Genomic DNA, 15,889 nt, shown 5'->3' with positions numbered 1-15,889 from the left:
ATGGAGTGCCGCATGAACCCTCTTTACCGTATCGGCCAGATCGTGCCCAGCTCCAACACCACGATGGAAACCGAAATCCCGGCGATGCTCACCGCGCGCCAGTTGATCCGCCCCGAGCGCTTTACCTTCCACAGCGCGCGGATGCGCATGAAGCACGTGAAAAAAGAAGAACTCGCCGCCATGGACGGCGAATCCGACCGCTGCGCGGCGGAGTTGTCCGACGCCCGCGTAGACGTTCTCGGCTACGCCTGCCTGGTGGCGATCATGGCCATGGGCCGTGGCTACCACCGTGAATCCCAGGCGCGGCTGACCCAGGTCACCCATGAAAACGCTGGCCCGGCGCCAGTGATCACCAGCGCCGGCGCCCTGGTCGACGGCCTCAAGGTGCTCGGCGCCCGGCGCATCGCCCTGGTGGCACCGTACATGAAGCCGCTCACCGAGCTGGTGGTCGACTACATCGAACACGAAGGCATCGAGGTGAAGGTCTGGCACGCGCTGGAGATCGCCGACAACCTCGCCGTGGCCCAGCATGACCCAGCCAACCTGCCGGGCATCGTCGCCGGGCTTGAGCTCGACGGCGTCGATGCCATCGTGCTCTCGGCCTGCGTGCAGATGCCGTCGCTTGGCGCGGTGGCCAAGGTCGAAGCGCAAACCGGCAAGCCGGTGCTCACCGCCGCCATCGCGACCACCTACGCCATGCTCAAGGCGCTGAACCTTGAGCCCATCGTGCCGGGTGCCGGCGCGCTGTTGTCGGGTGCTTACTGAAGAGGGTTTGGCCATGAGCGACGCTCAAAGCAACTACGAAGGGGTATGGGGCAACCGCATCGGTTTCGGCCAGCGCGGCGCCCTGCTGGTGATCGACTTCATGCAGGGCTACACCCAGCCCGGCGCGCCGCTGTACGCGCCGGGGGTGGTCAGCGCGGTGGCCGAGGCCCCGGCCCTGCTGGCCGCCGCCCGCGGCGCCGGGGTGCCGGTGATCCACACCAACATCCGCTACCACCCCGGGCATTTCGCCGACGGCGGCATGTGGGTGAAAAAAGCCCCGGTGATGAAAGACATGGTCGAGGGCAACCCGCTGGCGGCCTTCTGCGAGCCGGTGGCGCCGCAGCCCGGCGAAGTGGTGATCAGCAAGCAGTACGCCAGTGCGTTTTTCGGCACCAGCCTGGCGCCGATGCTCACCAGCCTGGGGGTCGACACCCTGATCCTCAGCGGCTGCTCGACCAGCGGCTGCGTGCGCGCCACCGCGGTAGACGCCGTGCAGCACGGGTTTCGCTGTATCGTGGTGCGCGAGTGCGTGGGCGACCGCCACCAAGCGCCCCACGAGGCCAACCTGTTCGACATCGACAGCAAGTACGGCGACGTGGTGAGCAAGGCCGAGGCCATCGCCTGGCTCGCCGGCCAGGCCCGCTGATAAACGCGCATTTATTGGAGAATGACCATGGCTTCAATCCCCGCGCACGCCACCGCGCTGCCGGCCGACGACTCGGCGAACGCCGCCTACCGCAAGGTGATCTGGCGGCTGATTCCGTTCCTGTGCTTTTGCTACCTGGCGTCGTACCTCGACCGCATCAACGTGGGCTTTGCCAAGCTGCAGATGCTCGACCAACTGCACCTTTCGGAAACCGCCTACGGCCTCGGCGCCGGGCTGTTCTTCGTCGGTTACATCCTCTTCGAAGTGCCGAGCAACCTGGTGCTGGAGAAGGTCGGCGCGCGCATCTGGATCGCCCGCATCATGATCAGCTGGGGGCTGCTCTCGGGCCTGACCATGTTCGTCACCAGCGAGTGGCAGTTCTACACCCTGCGCTTTTTGCTCGGCGCCGCCGAAGCCGGCTTTTTGCCGGGGGTGCTGTACTACCTGTCGAAGTGGTTCCCGTCGTGGCGGCGCAGCCGCATCATCGCCCTGTTCATGATCGGCCTGCCGCTGTCGAGCCTGGTCGGCAGCCCGCTTTCCGGGTGGATCATGGGCCATTTCAACGGCACCTCGGGCCTGGCCGGCTGGCAATGGCTGTTCCTGCTCGAAGCGGTGCCCACGGTGGTGCTCGGCGTGCTGTGCTTTACCGTGCTGCCCAACGGCATCGCCCAGGCGCCCTGGCTGAACAGCGAGGAAAAACAGCGCCTGCAGGGCATTCTGGATAAAGACGAGGCGCAGAACCCCGGCGGGCATTCGTTCCGCGATGGGTTCTTCGACATCAAGGTGTGGATGCTCGGCGGCATCGATTTTTCGATTTTGCTCAGCGCCTACGCCATGGGTTTCTGGCTGCCGACCTTCATCCGCAACGCCGGCGTGGCCGACCCGCAGCAAATCGGCCTGCTGGTGGCGATCCCGAGCCTGGCCGGGCTGGTCGGCATGCTCGCCATCGGCGCCAGCTCCGACAAGCACCGTGAACGCCGCTGGCACATCATCGTGCCGTTCATCATCGGCGCGGCGTCGATGTTCCTCAGCACGTTCTTCACCCAGAACGTGGCGGTCACCGTGCTGTTGTTCTCGCTGGCCTCGCTGACCATCATCGGCGCGGTGCCGGTGTTCTTCAGCCTGCCGGCGACCTTCCTCAAGGGCACCGCCGCGGCCACCGGCTTTGCCCTGGCCTGCTCGGTGGCGAACATCGCCGGGCTGGTGAGCAACTCGCTGATGGGCGCGGTGATGGACCACTTCCACAGCCCGCAGATCGCGTTGTGGATCTTTGCCGGGTGCTTGCTGTTGAGCAGCCTGTTGGTAGTGGGGTTGCCGGCCAAGGTGGTGAATAGATAGAGGCTGACCGTGCCGTAAGGCTGTTCGCTTGAGTCATCAGCGCGCTGGATCGTGGGTAGAAAGCCCTGATCTCTTCAGGTGGTTTTACTGAGCGCATGACCTGACTGGCCCTTCGCCCGGCACAGCCGGCCTCCCACCAGATCTGTGTGGTCCTTGATTTACGGGGCAATACACATCTGGTGGGAGGCCGGCTGTGCCGGGCGAAGGGCCCTGTAGTTGAAATACCCCAGCCACCCCCCCCCGCTCTGCCACAATAACCGCTCGATTGGCTGAACCCCGAGCACCGCACCATGCACATGACCGCCGCCCTGCTAATGGGCAACCCTTGCGACGAAGAAGAAGACAACATGGCCCTGCTCGCCTGCCAGAGCGCCGACGGCCGGATGTTCCTGATGTCGCGCTACCCCGGCGAAGACGAAATCGACATCGCCTTCGACGAAGACGAACCGGCCGGCGTGCGGGATATAAAGGTCACCCTCAGCGCCAGCGCGCTGGTGGTTGAGGTGGCCGCCGAAGATGCCGACCTGTTCGGCGGCGACATGCTGCTGGAAGTGGCCCATAGCAGCGATGCCGAAGACCTCGCGGAACTGGCCGCCACACTGGAAGTGATCCTCGCCGGCACCGGTACGCTGGTGCGCGCCTAACCCTGGGGGATGGCGTCCTTGAGGAACGCCGGGGCGATGTAGCGCTCGTAATGCGCCTCTGAGAGCAAAAAGAACTCGCGGTCGATGGCGTCGCGCAAAGCGGGCAGGTCCCAGTCGCGAAACTCCGGCAGCACGGTGAAGCCATAGGCCTGCACCTGGGTGATCATCCGCGCGCCACGGGCGATCAACTGGTAGGCCCAGGTGTACTCGCTCTGGTGGGCGACAAAGCGAATCTGCCGCTGGGTCAGCTGCTGACGCAGCACGGCGGCGTCGAACACCTGGATCTTGGCCTGCATCACCTGCACCAGCAGGCACTCCAGGCGCAGCCAGACCAGGCGCTTTTGCTCTTCGTCGTAGCCATTCCAGTTCACCACTTCATGGTGGAAACGCTTGCAGCCCCGGCACACCAGGTCTCCATAAACGGTGGAGCACAGGCCCACGCAGGGCGTTTTGATCGACTGGTTGGGCATCGGGGCAACACTTTGACGCGTGAACGGAGGGCGTATGGTAGCCCCATGTGGGGGTGGGTTTCACCCTTGGGGTTGTGCGGGTTAGGGTGCCCACGTTCAGGGCAAGGGTTCACCGCTAAAATTTTGCTTACATTTAATCTCCCTTCACACCCGCCGGTTGTTTGTACACTCACCGCTTCGCTTCCTCTTAGGGCGCACGGGTACATCCCTCGCTCGATACACCCACTAAAATAATAAGTCACGCAGTGTTCAAAACAATTCGAATAGCCCCCCTGTTAGTACTTCTGGTACTTGTCAGCCTACTCGCGGTATTCCCTCTCGATGTGATGTTGCCGTCCGTTTCCGCCATGGCCGGCCACTTCAGCGTCGCACCGCAAGCCATCACCGCCAACATTGCCCTGTTCCCCATCGCCTACGCGTTCGGCCAACTGCTGGTGGGTGCCGCCGCCGACCGCTATGGCCTACGCGTGGTGATGGCGCTGGCGGTGGCGATCAGCGCCCTGGCCGCGCTGGCGGCAGCCACGGCGACCAGCTACGGTGCCTTCAATGCCTGGCGCGTGCTCCAGGCGCTCGGTTGCGCGGGTTTTGGCCTGTTGCATGCCGTGGTGCAGGCGCACTACCCCGCCGCGCAGCGGGCCACCGTGCGCATCGGCTTGACGATGCTCGGCGGCATATGCCTGTCGATGTCGCCCTTGCTGGGGGTGTGCCTGCAGGTGCTGGGCGGCTGGCAGCTGAGCTTTTGGGTTTACGCGGCACTGGCGCTGGCCGTAGCGCTGGCCGTGCCGCTGTGCCTGCCCGCCGCAGGCCAGCAGCAACCCGCCCTGGCGCACACCGGCGCCCTCGCCACCAGCCGCTTTGCCCATGGCGCATTGGCCGCCAGCCTCGCCTTCAGTGTGCACTTTCTGTTCATCGTCGTCTCGCCTCTGCTCTTCATCGAACGCCGGGGCCTGAGCCTGTGGGCCTATGCCGGAGTGATGCTGGTGTACGGCGGCTTTTACCTGCTGGGCGGGCTGGTAGCGCTGAGGGTTGCCAAGGCGCTGGATACCCAGCAACAAATCCGCGCGGGCTTCAGCCTGATCATGGCCGCAGGCGTGCTGATGCTGGGCCTGTACCTTTATACCGGCCTGCAGGCCTGGGTCGCGTTGCTGGTGGCGGTCATCGCCACGTGCGGCGTATGCATCGCCCGCCCCGCCGCCAACTGCTTGGCGATGGATGCCTGGCCCGGCCGGCCAGGCGCGGCGGCCGGGTGGCTGGGCATGCTGACGTTCATGGGCGGCGGGGTGCTCAGCCTTATCGCCAGCGCGCTGTTGGGGCTGGGCGATCAATGGCTGGTGGCGTGGCTGGTGGTGCTGGCCGGTGCCGGGCTGGCGCTGGCCATGCGCCGGGGTTCAGGGCTGCCCCAAGCCGCGCCTTAGCCGTATGTCTAACCCCACTACCCCGGTGCTGTGCAGGGCCTAACTTACCTTTCTCGCAAAAGTAACGTAGAATCTTAGCGCCCCAAGCGTGCGGCATAGCGCCGCACCTTTAGGCAACCATATCCGTTGGAAGCTGTTTTCAAAGCGTCACGAGCACAGTCGTCCGCCGGAACGGTAATGGCACCCGGGCCCTCCCCGCGTGCCAGCCCTCATCAGCTACCGTTTCGCGGCGTAAAACTTTGAAAGCAGCTTCTGTATGGAGTGCCTGCACCTGGCCAAGCGGCTCAAAAAGCCGAGGGTTCGCGCTATCGCGCCAGCCCAGTGCGCAGGAAGCGGTATTTCACTGGATGAGCGTCCCTAGCCGGGACCACTGATGAGGGTATTACTGTGCTTGAAGCCTACCGCAAACACGTCGAAGAGCGGGCCGCGCAGGGGATCGTTCCCCAGCCGTTGAACGCCGAACAAACCGCAGGCCTGGTCGAGTTGCTGAAGAACCCGCCCGCCGGCGAAGAAGCCTTCCTGCTTGACCTGATCACCAACCGCGTACCCCCAGGGGTCGACGAGGCCGCCTACGTCAAGGCCGGCTTCCTCTCCGCCCTGGCCAAGGGCGAAGCCACCTCGCCGCTGCTCGACCGCAAGCGCGCCACCGAGCTGCTGGGCACCATGCAGGGCGGCTACAACATCGCCACCCTGGTCGACCTGCTCGACGACGCCGAACTCGCCCCTGTGGCCGCCGAACAACTCAAGCACACCCTGCTGATGTTCGACGCCTTCCACGACGTGGCTGAAAAAGCCAAGGCCGGCAACGCCAATGCCCAGGCCGTGCTGCAATCCTGGGCCGACGGCGAGTGGTACACCAAGCGCCCGGCGATCGCCGACAAATACAGCCTGACCGTGTTCAAGGTCACCGGTGAGACCAACACCGACGACCTGTCCCCGGCCCCAGACGCCTGGTCGCGCCCGGACATCCCGCTGCACGCCCTGGCCATGCTGAAAATGGCCCGTGACGGCATCGTGCCGGAGCAGCAAGGCGCCATCGGCCCGCTCAAGCAAATCGAAGAAATGAAAGCCAAGGGCTTCCCGGTCGCCTACGTCGGCGACGTGGTCGGTACCGGTTCGTCGCGTAAATCGGCGACCAACTCGGTGCTGTGGTTCTTCGGTGACGACATCCCCTACGTGCCGAACAAGCGCGCCGGTGGCTTCTGCTTCGGCACCAAGATCGCCCCGATCTTCTACAACACCATGGAAGACGCCGGCGCCCTGCCGATCGAATTCGACGTCTCGAACATCGAGATGGGTGACGTGATCGACGTGTACCCGCACGCCGGCAAGGTGTGCAAGCACGGCACCGACGAGGTGATCACCACCTTCGAACTGAAAACCCCCGTGCTGCTCGACGAAGTCCGCGCAGGCGGCCGTATTCCGTTGATCGTTGGCCGTGGCCTGACCGAAAAAGCCCGCACCGAGCTGGGCCTGGGCCATTCGGACCTGTTCAACAAGCCTGACCAACCGAAAGACACCGGCAAGGGCTACACCCTGGCGCAGAAGATGGTCGGCAAGGCCTGCGGCGTGACCGGCGTACGCCCGGGCACCTACTGCGAGCCGAAGATGACCACCGTCGGCTCGCAAGACACCACCGGCCCGATGACCCGCGACGAGCTCAAAGACCTCGCCTGCCTGGGCTTCTCCGCCGACCTGGTGATGCAGTCGTTCTGCCACACCGCGGCGTACCCCAAGCCGATCGACGTGACCACCCACCACACCCTGCCCGACTTCATCCGCACCCGTGGCGGCGTGTCGCTGCGCCCGGGTGACGGCATCATCCACAGCTGGCTGAACCGCATGCTGCTGCCCGACACCGTCGGCACCGGTGGCGACTCGCACACCCGCTTCCCGATCGGCATCTCGTTCCCCGCCGGCTCCGGCCTGGTGGCCTTCGCCGCCGCCACCGGGGTGATGCCGCTAGACATGCCCGAGTCGATCCTGGTGCGTTTCAAAGGCAAGCTGCAACCGGGCATCACCCTGCGTGACCTGGTTCACGCGATCCCGTACTTCGCCATCCAGAAGGGCCTGCTGACCGTCGAGAAGAAGGGCAAGAAGAACATCTTCTCCGGCCGCATCCTCGAGATCGAAGGCCTCGACGAGCTGACCGTAGAGCAGGCGTTCGAGCTATCCGACGCCTCTGCCGAACGTTCGGCCGCCGGTTGCACCATCAAGCTGCCGGAAAAAGCCATCGCCGAGTACCTGCAGTCGAACATCACCCTGCTGCGCTGGATGATCAGCGAAGGCTACGGTGACGCGCGCACCCTCGAGCGCCGCGCCAAGGCCATGGAAGAGTGGATTGCCAACCCGCAACTGCTCAGCGCCGACGCCGACGCCGAATACACCGAAGTCATCGAAATCGACCTGGCCACCGTCACCGAGCCGGTACTGTGCGCCCCGAACGACCCGGACGACGCGCGCCTGCTGTCGACCGTGGCCGGCGAGAAAATCGACGAAGTGTTCATCGGTTCGTGCATGACCAACATCGGCCACTTCCGCGCTGCCGGCAAGCTGCTCGACAAGGTCAAGGGTGCGATTCCGACCCGCCTGTGGCTGTCGCCGCCGACCAAGATGGACCAACACCAGCTGACCGAAGAAGGCTACTACGGCATCTACGGCAAGGCTGGCGCGCGGATGGAAATGCCAGGCTGCTCGCTGTGCATGGGTAACCAGGCGCGCGTGGCGTCGAACGCCACCGTGGTGTCGACCTCCACCCGTAACTTCCCCAACCGCCTGGGCGACGGTGCCAACGTGTACCTGGCCTCGGCCGAGCTGGCCGCGGTGGCCTCGATCACCGGCAAGCTGCCGACCGTGGCCGAGTACATGGAGTACGCCAAGAACATCGACAGCATGGCTGCCGACGTTTACCGCTACCTCTCGTTCGACCAGATGGCCAGCTTCCGCGAAGCGGCAGCCAACGCCAAGATCCCGGTGGTCGAAGCCTAAGCTTCAGCACTGGTAACGCAAAAAACCCGCTTCGGCGGGTTTTTTGTTGGGGGTGTTGCCGGTCGCCGGGCCCTAAACGCCGGGCACAAAAAAACCCGCCGAAGCGGGTTCTTGTTCCTCACCCTCCAACATCCTGTCGGCGGCCCTCCCAGGCCCGGGTCGATCATCCTTTACCGTCAGCGCCAATCCGTAGCGCCGTGGGATGGGTATAGATTACGGCCTGGCTCAGGCCTGCAACAGTGGAGATCGCTGCAACCTGTTGTAAGCCTTTGGCCATGGCCGTTGTCGGATCAAGCCGGCGCCGAGCTGCGGATCAGGTGGTCGAAGGCCGCCAACGACGCCTTGGCGCCCTCGCCCATGGCGATGATGATCTGCTTGTACGGCGCGGTGGTCACGTCGCCCGCGGCGAAAATCCCCGGCAGGTCGGTTTCACCGCGGGCATCGACCATGACTTCGCCGCGCGGCGACAGCTCGATCGCACCTTTGAGCCAGTCGCTGTTGGGCAGCAGGCCGATCTGCACGAAGATGCCTTCCAGCTCGACATGCTTGAGCTCGCCGGTCTGGCGTTCCTTGTAGCTCAGGCCGTTGACCTTCTGGCCGTCGCCGGTCACCTCAGTGGTCAGCGCTTCGGTCAACACGGTCACGTTCGGCAGGCTGTGCAGCTTGCGCTGCAGCACCGCGTCGGCGCGCAGTTGGCTGTCGAACTCCAGCAGGGTCACGTGGCTGACGATACCGGCCAGGTCGATGGCCGCTTCCACGCCCGAGTTACCGCCGCCGATCACCGCCACACGCTTGCCCTTGAACAGCGGGCCGTCGCAGTGCGGGCAGTAGGCCACGCCGCGGTTGCGGTATTGCTGCTCGCCGGGCACGTTCATTTCGCGCCAGCGCGCGCCGGTGGCGATGATCAGCGCCTTGGCCTTGAGCGACGCACCGCCGGCGAAGCGCACTTCGTGGGGCTCGCCGTGCAGGCCGGGGATCACCTGCTCGGCGCGCTGCAGGTTCATGATGTCAACGTCGTACTGCTTGACGTGCTCTTCCAGCGCCATGGCCAGTTTCGGGCCTTCGGTTTCTTTCACCGAGATGAAGTTCTCAATGGCCATGGTGTCGAGCACCTGGCCGCCGAAACGCTCGGCCGCAACCCCGGTACGGATGCCTTTGCGCGCGGCATAGATAGCCGCCGCCGCGCCGGCCGGGCCGCCGCCGATCACCAGCACGTCGAACGGTGCCTTGGCGTTGAGCTTGTCGGCCTGGCGCGCGCTGGCGCCGGTGTCGAGCTTGGCGAGGATTTCTTCCAGGCCCATGCGGCCTTGGCCGAACGGTTCGCCATTGAGGTACACGCTGGGCACCGCCATCACCTGGCGGGCGTCGACTTCGGCCTGGAACAGCGCGCCGTCGATGGCCACGTGCTTCACGTTAGGGTTGAGCACCGCCATCAGGTTCAGCGCCTGGACCACGTCCGGGCAGTTCTGGCACGACAGCGAGAAATAGGTTTCGAAACTGAAGCTGCCCTCCAGGGCCGCTACTTGCTCGAGTACCTCCTGGCTGGCCTTGGACGGGTGGCCGCCCACTTGCAGCAGCGCCAGCACCAGCGAGGTGAATTCATGGCCCATGGGCAGGCCGGCAAAACGCAGGCTGATGTCCGCGCCAGCGCGGTTCAGCGAGAACGACGGCTTGCGGGCGTCGGTACCGTCATCGCGCAAAGTGATCAGCGAAGACAGGCCCTGGATGTCGCGCAGCAGGCCGAGCATTTCCTGGGATTTGGCACCGTCGTCGAGGCTGGCGACGATCTCGATCGGCTGGGTGACCCGCTCCAGGTAGGTTTTCAACTGGGCTTTAAGATTGGCGTCGAGCATGACGAAGGTTCCCTATCAATGGTTCAGAAACAAGAACGCCCAGGCGCAGGCGCCCGGGCGTTCAGGTGGGCGGTGTTGAAGCTAGTCGCGGTCAGCCACCGCCAGGTACGGCATGGTCAGATTTTGCCGACCAGGTCCAGCGATGGCGCCAGGGTGGCGTCGCCTTCTTTCCACTTGGCCGGGCACACTTCGCCTGGGTGGGCAGCCACGTACTGGGCAGCCTTGACTTTGCGCAGCAGCTCGGAAGCGTCACGGCCTACGCCACCGTCGTTGATTTCGACGATCTTGATCTGGCCTTCAGGGTTGATCACGAAGGTACCGCGGTCAGCCAGGCCGGCTCCTTCGATCAGCACGTCGAAGTTGCGCGAGATCACCTGGGACGGGTCACCGATCAGCGGGTACTTGATTTTGCTGATGGTGTCGGAGGTGTCGTGCCAGGCTTTGTGGGTGAAGTGGGTGTCGGTAGACACGCCGTAGATCTCAACGCCCAGGGCTTGGAACTCTTCGTAGCGGTCGGCCAGGTCACCCAGCTCGGTCGGGCATACGAAGGTGAAGTCGGCCGGGTAGAAGAACACCACGGACCATTTGCCCTTCAGGTCTGCTTCGGTCACGTCGACGAACTTGCCGCCATGGTAAGCGGTGGCTTTGAACGGCTTGACTTGGCTGTTGATCAGAGGCATCGATAAGGCTCCTTGGTTGCTTGAGGTGGTAACTGTCTGAAGCTGATGGTGAGTATGCTAACGAAACATTGCAGGCCGTGTGATTGGCAATGCATATGCAGCCCATTGGTTTTGCCTATGAGCGCCCTCCCCAATGCCGCTCTAAATGGAGGCACACGCGAACATTTTCAAGGCCGCGGCTGCCGTAACAGGGGCCGTTAGCTGTTGATTTTTCCTACCTTTTCAGGCGTGTTTTCCTACATAACCGCCAGCCAGCGCCGCGTAAGCTGCCCCCCTGTCATAAAGGACAGGTGCCCCGGGCCGAATGCAGCGCTACAACAGGGTAAACATCAAGAGAAGGAGCCTCTTCATGGGTTACCCCCTGCCCTTGCCAGCAGCCCCGGTGGTGCCGGTGTTCGAAACCCTGACCGAGCGCGAGCGCCAGGTGTTGTTCTGGTGTTGCCACGGTAAAACCGCCAGCGAAATGGCCCTGCTGTTGCGCTGCGCCACCTCCACGGTGAACTTCCACATGAACAACCTGCACGCCAAGTTCGGCATCACCTCCACCACTTACATCGCCGCGATCAGCGCGGCCCGCGGCCTGGTGCCGATCGAGGTGCCGCAGCACCTGGCCCCGGCCAAAGGCTTGCGCGCATGACCCTGCGCATCCTCCTCGCCGACGACCACCCGCTCACCCGCGCCGGCCTCGCCCACTGGCTGCAGGCGCACAGCCGCGGGCGCCTGCAGGTGCACGCCAGCGTGGCCAGCACCGATGCACTGCTCGAGGCGCTGCACGGTGGCGGCGCCGACCTGCTGATCTGCGATTACTACCTGCCGGGGGGCAGCCAGGCCGATGGCCTGGCGTTGCTGGCACAACTGCGCCAAGCGTTTGCCCGCCTGCCAGTACTGGTGCTAACGGCCTTGAGCGAGGCGTGCGCGCTGGGCGGCATTCTCGCCAGCGGTGCGGCCGGGTTGGTCAACAAGCGCGCGCCGCTGGCCGAATTGCTCAAGGCCACGCTGCAGGTGGCCAATGGCAGGCGCTACGTGTGCCGCCATAGCCAGGCGATACTGGCTGAGCGCTACCTGGCTCCCAGCCATTGGCCCAACGAAGGCCGCTGCGTGCTCAGCGAGCGCGAAACCGAGGTGATGGCCCTGGCCCGCGCCGGCTTGACCATCCCGCAAATGGCCGCGCGGCTGGGGCGCAGCGCCAAGGCCATCGCCGTGCAACGGCGCAACGCCTTCGACAAGCTCGGGCTGCGCGCCGAGGCGCTGATCTACCACGGGCCAGAGGCTACTGGCGGGTCACGCTGCGCAGGGTAACGAACTCTTCGGCTGCGGTAGGGTGCACGCCAATAGTGGCGTCGAACACCTGCTTGGTCGCGCCGGCCTTCAGTGCCACGGCCATGCCCTGGATCAACTCGCCGGCCTCTGGGCCAACCATGTGGCAGCCAAGCACGCGGTCGCTGGCGCGGTCGACCACCAGCTTCATCAGGATGCGCTCCGGGTCGTCGGTGAGGGTCAGCTTCATCGGCCGGAAGGTGGTTTCGAACACGTTGATCGCATAGCCCTGTTCACGCGCCTGCTCCTCGGTCAGGCCCACGGTGCCGATCGCCGGCTGGCTGAACACCGCGGTGGGAATGTGCGCGTAGTCCACCGGGCGGAACTCCTCCGGCTTGAACAGCCGCCGCGCCACGGCCATGCCTTCGGCGGTGGCCACCGGGGTGAGCTGCACGCGGCCGATCACATCGCCCAGGGCGAGGATCGACGGCTCGGCGGTTTGATAGTGCTCATCGACCTCGACGAAGCCGCGCTCGTCGAGGGCCACGGCAGTGTTCTCCAGGCCCAGGTTGTCGAGGTACGGGCGCCGGCCGGTGGCGTAGAACACGCAGTCGGTGAACTCGCTGCTGCCGTCGGCGAAGGTTACAAGCAGCGAGCCGTCGCTGTGTTTGTCGATGCGGGTGATGTCGCTGTTGAACTTCAGCGCCACGCCCTTTTTGTTCAACTCATCGCGCAGGTGGGTGCGCACGCTGCCGTCGAAGCCACGCAGGAACAAGTCGCGGCGGTACACCAGGGAAGTACGCGCGCCCAGCCCGTGGAAGATACCGGCGAACTCCACGGCGATGTAGCCACCGCCGACCACGATCACCCGCTCGGGCAGGTGCTCGAGGAAGAACGCTTCGTTCGAGCTGATCGCGTGTTCCTTGCCAGGGATGTCGGGGATTTGCGGCCAGCCGCCGGTGGCGATGAGGATCCGCTCGCAACTGTAGCGTTGCCCGGCGACTTCGACCTGGTGCGGGCCGAGGATGCGCGCATGGCCTTCGTGCAGGGCCACCCCGGCATTGACCAGCAGCTTGCGGTAGATGCCGTTGAGCCGTTCGATTTCGGCGTTCTTGTTGGCGATCAGGGTGGCCCAATCGAAACGTGGCGCCTCCAGCCCCCAACCATAGGCGGCGGCGTGGGCGAAGTCTTCGCGGTAGTGGGCGCCGTACACCAGCAGTTTTTTCGGCACGCAGCCGACGTTCACGCAGGTGCCGCCGAGGTAGCGGCTTTCAGCCACGGCCACGCGGGCACCGAAGCCCGCAGCGAAACGCGCCGCGCGCACACCGCCGGAACCGGCGCCGATCACGTACAGGTCGAAATCGTATTGCATCGTTTTTGCTCCACACATGAAAACGCCGCTATCGCTGAACGATAGCGGCGTTTCTCTACACGTTACAGCCTGGGCCCGGGGCTCAGAGCTGGCCTTTCTTGTAGAAGTTCTCGAAGCAATAGTTGGTCGCGTCGATATAGCCTTCGGCGCTACCGCAGTCGAAACGCTCGCCCTTGAACTTGTACGCCAGCACGCAGCCGTCTTTGGCCTGTTTCATCAGGGCGTCGGTGATCTGGATCTCGCCACCCTTGCCCGGCTCGGTTTCTTCGATCAGCTTGAAGATGTCGGGGGTCAGGATGTAGCGGCCGATGATCGCCAGGTTCGACGGGGCGTCTTCGGGTTTCGGTTTTTCCACCATGGTGTTCACCCGGTAGATGTCGTCGCGGATCATTTCGCCGGCGATCACGCCGTACTTGTTGGTTTCCGCCGGGTCGACTTCCTGGATGGCGACGATCGAGCAGCGGAACTGGTTGTACAGCTTGACCATCTGCTGCAGCACGCCGTCACCGCCGGGGTTGACGCACAGGTCGTCAGCCAGCACCACGGCGAACGGTTCGTCGCCGATCAGCGAACGGCCGCTGAGGATGGCGTGGCCCAGGCCTTTCATTTCGATCTGGCGGGTGTAGGAGAAGGTGCACTCGTCGAGCAGCTTGCGAATACCGACCAGGTACTTCTCTTTGTCGGTGTTGCGGATCTGGTTTTCCAGCTCGTAGCTGATGTCGAAGTGGTCTTCGAGGGCGCGTTTGCCACGGCCGGTGACGATCGCGATGCCGTTGAGGCCGGCTTCCAGTGCTTCTTCAACGCCGTACTGGATCAGCGGCTTGTTGACCACCGGCAGCATTTCCTTGGGCATGGCCTTGGTAGCCGGCAGGAAGCGAGTGCCGTAACCGGCTGCCGGGAACAAGCATTTCTTGATCATGAAGTGTCCTTAATGAAAGGGCGGGCCTACGTATTCGGCGAAGTCTAATCAGGCCGGAACAACGTTACAATGGCGCCGTGCGGTGAATACTGCTGCTTTCTACTGAACCATTCGAAAAAACCCGCCGCGTTAAGTTCCATGGCACGCGCCGATCAGCCGGAAATGCACGCGGTGGCGGCGTTGCGCACATCGTGCAGGCGCAGCGGCAGGTTGCTCAGGCGCTCGTGCACCTTGATCGCGCTGCCACTGGAGCGCTCGGTCACGAGGATCACCGCCGCCGGGCTCGAGGAGAATTTCTGCGGCACGATCACCCGGTAGCCCCCTTTGTAATCTTCGATGGTCAGCGGCGCCCGGCTGCTTTCCAGGCGCTGGGCCAGGCACGCGGCGTAGTCCTTGGGCGACTTGCCGGAGATCACGTCCATGGTTTCGTGGGTTTTCTCGATGTCCGCCACATTCGCGCAGCCGCCGAGGGCCAACGCCAACCACGCACACACTGCAGCCTTCTTCAACATCGCTCCTCCTGCGGGTAAAAGGGGTATGACCATGGTGATAGCACAATGTTCAGCCGGCGGCCGAGAGAGGCGCTGGCACAACGCCTGTGGTAATGTGCACGCCAGCAGCCCCCACGTTTTACCGGAGTTTTCATGAAATTCGTCCACCAGCGCGAGCACCTGAACGAAGACGACCTCGTCGTGATCGAATGTTCGCAGCGCTGCAATATCCGTTTGATGAACGACGCGAACTTTCGCGCGTTTCGCAACGGCGGCCGGCACACCTACCATGGGGGGGCGTTCGACACCTTCCCGGCGCGCATCACCGTGCCCAGCACCGGGTTCTGGAACATCACCCTGGACACCGCCGGCCCGCGCCTGCGCAACCAGCCGTTGAAGAACACCGCGTTCAAGCACAAGATCAAGATCGTGCGGCGCACGTCGTCGTCGTTCAACTGAGCCACCTCCTTCCGGGACCGCCTCGTGACCAAGTACGTGATCCACTACACCTTGAATGGCCAGCGCCGCTGGGACTTCGCCCACCTCGAAAGCGGCACCGCCGAACAGGCCCTGGCCGCCCTGCTGGCCTTGCACGGCGAAGCCGAAGCGCCGGCGATCGCCGACATCCGCGTGACCCGCGCACTCTGAGCGCGGCGCCCTGGGGTTGAGCTGGATCAACCCCAGGCTGAACTTCACTTCAGTTTAAGAAATTTCCCCGTTGCCCCTCGCCACCCGGTGCTATGTTGAGTGTCCATACCACGGTTTTTTGAGAGGGGGGCGACGTGCACAAGATGACCTTCCCCAATGCCTGCCAGGTCATGCGCTGGCACTTCCACCCGATGGGCCTGGAAGCCACCATGGACGCCCCTGGCAGCATGGTTGCGCGGCTGTTCGACCGCGACAGCGGCCACACCCTGATCGCCATCGCCGGCATCCCCTGCGCCACGGTGATGAGCGCCACCGATGTGGAGCGGATCATCGAGGCGGTAGAGCTGGAGCTGGAAGCGTTCATCCCGCCGCAGCGGCTGGCCGAGGCGGGCTGAGGGCCCCC

The 15,889-nt window shown here is 64.3% G+C and carries 17 protein-coding genes; 11 read left to right on the top strand and 6 right to left on the bottom strand.

Features of this window, described 5'->3' with window-relative positions:
- The first annotated feature begins 12 nt into the window (after nucleotides 1-12).
- The 4 genes from ACFZCE_RS16540 (at nucleotide 13) to ACFZCE_RS16525 (ending at nucleotide 3,393) form a co-directional block, all read left to right on the top strand.
- Nucleotides 13-765: an Asp/Glu racemase gene (locus ACFZCE_RS16540; protein ID WP_390940866.1), complete on the top strand. Its 753-nt coding sequence runs from the start codon at nucleotides 13-15 to the stop codon at nucleotides 763-765.
- A gap of 13 nt (nucleotides 766-778) precedes the next feature.
- Nucleotides 779-1,411, top strand: coding sequence for an isochorismatase family protein (locus ACFZCE_RS16535; RefSeq protein ID WP_390940864.1), 633 nt, complete (start codon nucleotides 779-781; stop codon nucleotides 1,409-1,411).
- A 27-nt stretch (nucleotides 1,412-1,438) separates the two neighbouring features.
- The gene (locus ACFZCE_RS16530; protein ID WP_390940862.1) at nucleotides 1,439-2,749 is read left to right on the top strand and encodes an MFS transporter; all 1,311 of its coding nucleotides are present in this window, start codon (nucleotides 1,439-1,441) and stop codon (nucleotides 2,747-2,749) included.
- 290 nt (nucleotides 2,750-3,039) lie between these two features.
- Nucleotides 3,040-3,393 (top strand): hypothetical protein, encoded by a 354-nt coding sequence (locus ACFZCE_RS16525; RefSeq protein WP_390940860.1) that lies wholly within the window; start codon nucleotides 3,040-3,042, stop codon nucleotides 3,391-3,393.
- Here the strand turns inward: ACFZCE_RS16525 and ACFZCE_RS16520 are convergent.
- Nucleotides 3,390-3,863 (bottom strand): DUF1289 domain-containing protein, encoded by a 474-nt coding sequence (locus tag ACFZCE_RS16520; RefSeq protein ID WP_390940858.1) that lies wholly within the window; start codon nucleotides 3,861-3,863, stop codon nucleotides 3,390-3,392. The genes ACFZCE_RS16525 and ACFZCE_RS16520 overlap by 4 nt on opposite strands.
- Before the next feature lie 245 nt (nucleotides 3,864-4,108).
- On the opposite strand from ACFZCE_RS16520, the gene ACFZCE_RS16515 reads away from it, so the two are divergent.
- Nucleotides 4,109-5,278 (top strand): MFS transporter, encoded by a 1,170-nt coding sequence (locus ACFZCE_RS16515; protein WP_390940856.1) that lies wholly within the window; start codon nucleotides 4,109-4,111, stop codon nucleotides 5,276-5,278.
- 387 nt (nucleotides 5,279-5,665) lie between these two features.
- Entirely contained in the window at nucleotides 5,666-8,266 is a 2,601-nt protein-coding gene (gene acnB, locus ACFZCE_RS16510; RefSeq protein WP_390940854.1) for a bifunctional aconitate hydratase 2/2-methylisocitrate dehydratase, read from the top strand.
- A gap of 290 nt (nucleotides 8,267-8,556) precedes the next feature.
- On the opposite strand, the gene ahpF is transcribed toward acnB, so the two are convergent.
- Nucleotides 8,557-10,119: an alkyl hydroperoxide reductase subunit F gene (gene ahpF / locus ACFZCE_RS16505; protein ID WP_390940852.1), complete on the bottom strand. Its 1,563-nt coding sequence runs from the start codon at nucleotides 10,117-10,119 to the stop codon at nucleotides 8,557-8,559.
- A 116-nt stretch (nucleotides 10,120-10,235) separates the two neighbouring features.
- Complete coding sequence (ahpC, locus tag ACFZCE_RS16500; protein WP_390940850.1) at nucleotides 10,236-10,799, bottom strand: alkyl hydroperoxide reductase subunit C; 564 nt, start codon at nucleotides 10,797-10,799, stop codon at nucleotides 10,236-10,238.
- A gap of 349 nt (nucleotides 10,800-11,148) precedes the next feature.
- Here ahpC and ACFZCE_RS16495 point away from each other — a divergent pair, with 349 nt between their 5' ends.
- Together ACFZCE_RS16495 and ACFZCE_RS16490 are read left to right on the top strand one after the other, a co-directional pair.
- Nucleotides 11,149-11,436: a LuxR C-terminal-related transcriptional regulator gene (locus ACFZCE_RS16495; protein WP_390940848.1), complete on the top strand. Its 288-nt coding sequence runs from the start codon at nucleotides 11,149-11,151 to the stop codon at nucleotides 11,434-11,436.
- Complete coding sequence (locus tag ACFZCE_RS16490; protein WP_390940846.1) at nucleotides 11,433-12,098, top strand: response regulator; 666 nt, start codon at nucleotides 11,433-11,435, stop codon at nucleotides 12,096-12,098. Before ACFZCE_RS16495 ends, ACFZCE_RS16490 begins: the two co-directional genes overlap by 4 nt.
- Here ACFZCE_RS16490 and gorA read toward each other — a convergent pair.
- The 3 genes from gorA to ACFZCE_RS16475 form a co-directional block, all read right to left on the bottom strand.
- Entirely contained in the window at nucleotides 12,070-13,428 is a 1,359-nt protein-coding gene (gene gorA / locus ACFZCE_RS16485) for a glutathione-disulfide reductase (protein ID WP_390940844.1), read from the bottom strand. The two genes, ACFZCE_RS16490 and gorA, sit on opposite strands and share 29 nt — an antisense overlap.
- An 82-nt stretch (nucleotides 13,429-13,510) precedes the next feature.
- Complete coding sequence (galU, locus tag ACFZCE_RS16480) at nucleotides 13,511-14,347, bottom strand: UTP--glucose-1-phosphate uridylyltransferase GalU (RefSeq protein WP_390940842.1); 837 nt, start codon at nucleotides 14,345-14,347, stop codon at nucleotides 13,511-13,513.
- A 152-nt stretch (nucleotides 14,348-14,499) separates the two neighbouring features.
- On the bottom strand, nucleotides 14,500-14,856 hold the full coding sequence (locus ACFZCE_RS16475; protein WP_390941173.1) for a hypothetical protein: 357 nt from the start codon (nucleotides 14,854-14,856) through the stop codon (nucleotides 14,500-14,502).
- Between the two features lie 135 nt (nucleotides 14,857-14,991).
- Between ACFZCE_RS16475 and ACFZCE_RS16470 the strand changes: the two genes are divergently transcribed.
- The 3 genes from ACFZCE_RS16470 to ACFZCE_RS16460 all read left to right on the top strand — a co-directional run bounded on the left by ACFZCE_RS16470 (nucleotide 14,992) and on the right by ACFZCE_RS16460 (nucleotide 15,881).
- Complete coding sequence (locus ACFZCE_RS16470; protein WP_390940840.1) at nucleotides 14,992-15,297, top strand: DUF1883 domain-containing protein; 306 nt, start codon at nucleotides 14,992-14,994, stop codon at nucleotides 15,295-15,297.
- Nucleotides 15,298-15,321: 24 nt separating this feature from the next.
- Nucleotides 15,322-15,486: a hypothetical protein gene (locus ACFZCE_RS16465; RefSeq protein ID WP_390940839.1), complete on the top strand. Its 165-nt coding sequence runs from the start codon at nucleotides 15,322-15,324 to the stop codon at nucleotides 15,484-15,486.
- A 143-nt stretch (nucleotides 15,487-15,629) separates the two neighbouring features.
- Nucleotides 15,630-15,881 (top strand): DUF1652 domain-containing protein, encoded by a 252-nt coding sequence (locus ACFZCE_RS16460; protein ID WP_390941171.1) that lies wholly within the window; start codon nucleotides 15,630-15,632, stop codon nucleotides 15,879-15,881.
- The last annotated feature ends 8 nt before the right edge of the window (nucleotides 15,882-15,889 follow it).

It is taken from the genome of Pseudomonas sp. NPDC007930 (assembly GCF_042958985.1).
Lineage (GTDB): Bacteria > Pseudomonadota > Gammaproteobacteria > Pseudomonadales > Pseudomonadaceae > Aquipseudomonas.
The sequence above is the reverse complement of the archived record's forward strand: the minus strand, read 5'-3'. Positions and strand labels throughout refer to the sequence as shown.

What these genes read in the sequence shown, in the direction of transcription:
- ahpC (WP_390940850.1), bottom strand. Translation starts at nt 10,799, where the DNA reads ATGCCTCTGATCAACAGCCAAGTCAAGCCGTTCAAAGCCACCGCTTAC.
- gorA (WP_390940844.1), bottom strand. Translation starts at nt 13,428, where the DNA reads ATGCAATACGATTTCGACCTGTACGTGATCGGCGCCGGTTCCGGCGGT.
- ACFZCE_RS16530 (WP_390940862.1), top strand. Translation starts at nt 1,439, where the DNA reads ATGGCTTCAATCCCCGCGCACGCCACCGCGCTGCCGGCCGACGACTCG.
- ACFZCE_RS16535 (WP_390940864.1), top strand. Translation starts at nt 779, where the DNA reads ATGAGCGACGCTCAAAGCAACTACGAAGGGGTATGGGGCAACCGCATC.
- ACFZCE_RS16495 (WP_390940848.1), top strand. Translation starts at nt 11,149, where the DNA reads ATGGGTTACCCCCTGCCCTTGCCAGCAGCCCCGGTGGTGCCGGTGTTC.
- ACFZCE_RS16490 (WP_390940846.1), top strand. Translation starts at nt 11,433, where the DNA reads ATGACCCTGCGCATCCTCCTCGCCGACGACCACCCGCTCACCCGCGCC.
- ahpF (WP_390940852.1), bottom strand. Translation starts at nt 10,119, where the DNA reads ATGCTCGACGCCAATCTTAAAGCCCAGTTGAAAACCTACCTGGAGCGG.
- ACFZCE_RS16470 (WP_390940840.1), top strand. Translation starts at nt 14,992, where the DNA reads ATGAAATTCGTCCACCAGCGCGAGCACCTGAACGAAGACGACCTCGTC.
- ACFZCE_RS16525 (WP_390940860.1), top strand. Translation starts at nt 3,040, where the DNA reads ATGCACATGACCGCCGCCCTGCTAATGGGCAACCCTTGCGACGAAGAA.
- ACFZCE_RS16540 (WP_390940866.1), top strand. Translation starts at nt 13, where the DNA reads ATGAACCCTCTTTACCGTATCGGCCAGATCGTGCCCAGCTCCAACACC.
- galU (WP_390940842.1), bottom strand. Translation starts at nt 14,347, where the DNA reads ATGATCAAGAAATGCTTGTTCCCGGCAGCCGGTTACGGCACTCGCTTC.
- ACFZCE_RS16520 (WP_390940858.1), bottom strand. Translation starts at nt 3,863, where the DNA reads ATGCCCAACCAGTCGATCAAAACGCCCTGCGTGGGCCTGTGCTCCACC.
- ACFZCE_RS16460 (WP_390941171.1), top strand. Translation starts at nt 15,630, where the DNA reads ATGACCTTCCCCAATGCCTGCCAGGTCATGCGCTGGCACTTCCACCCG.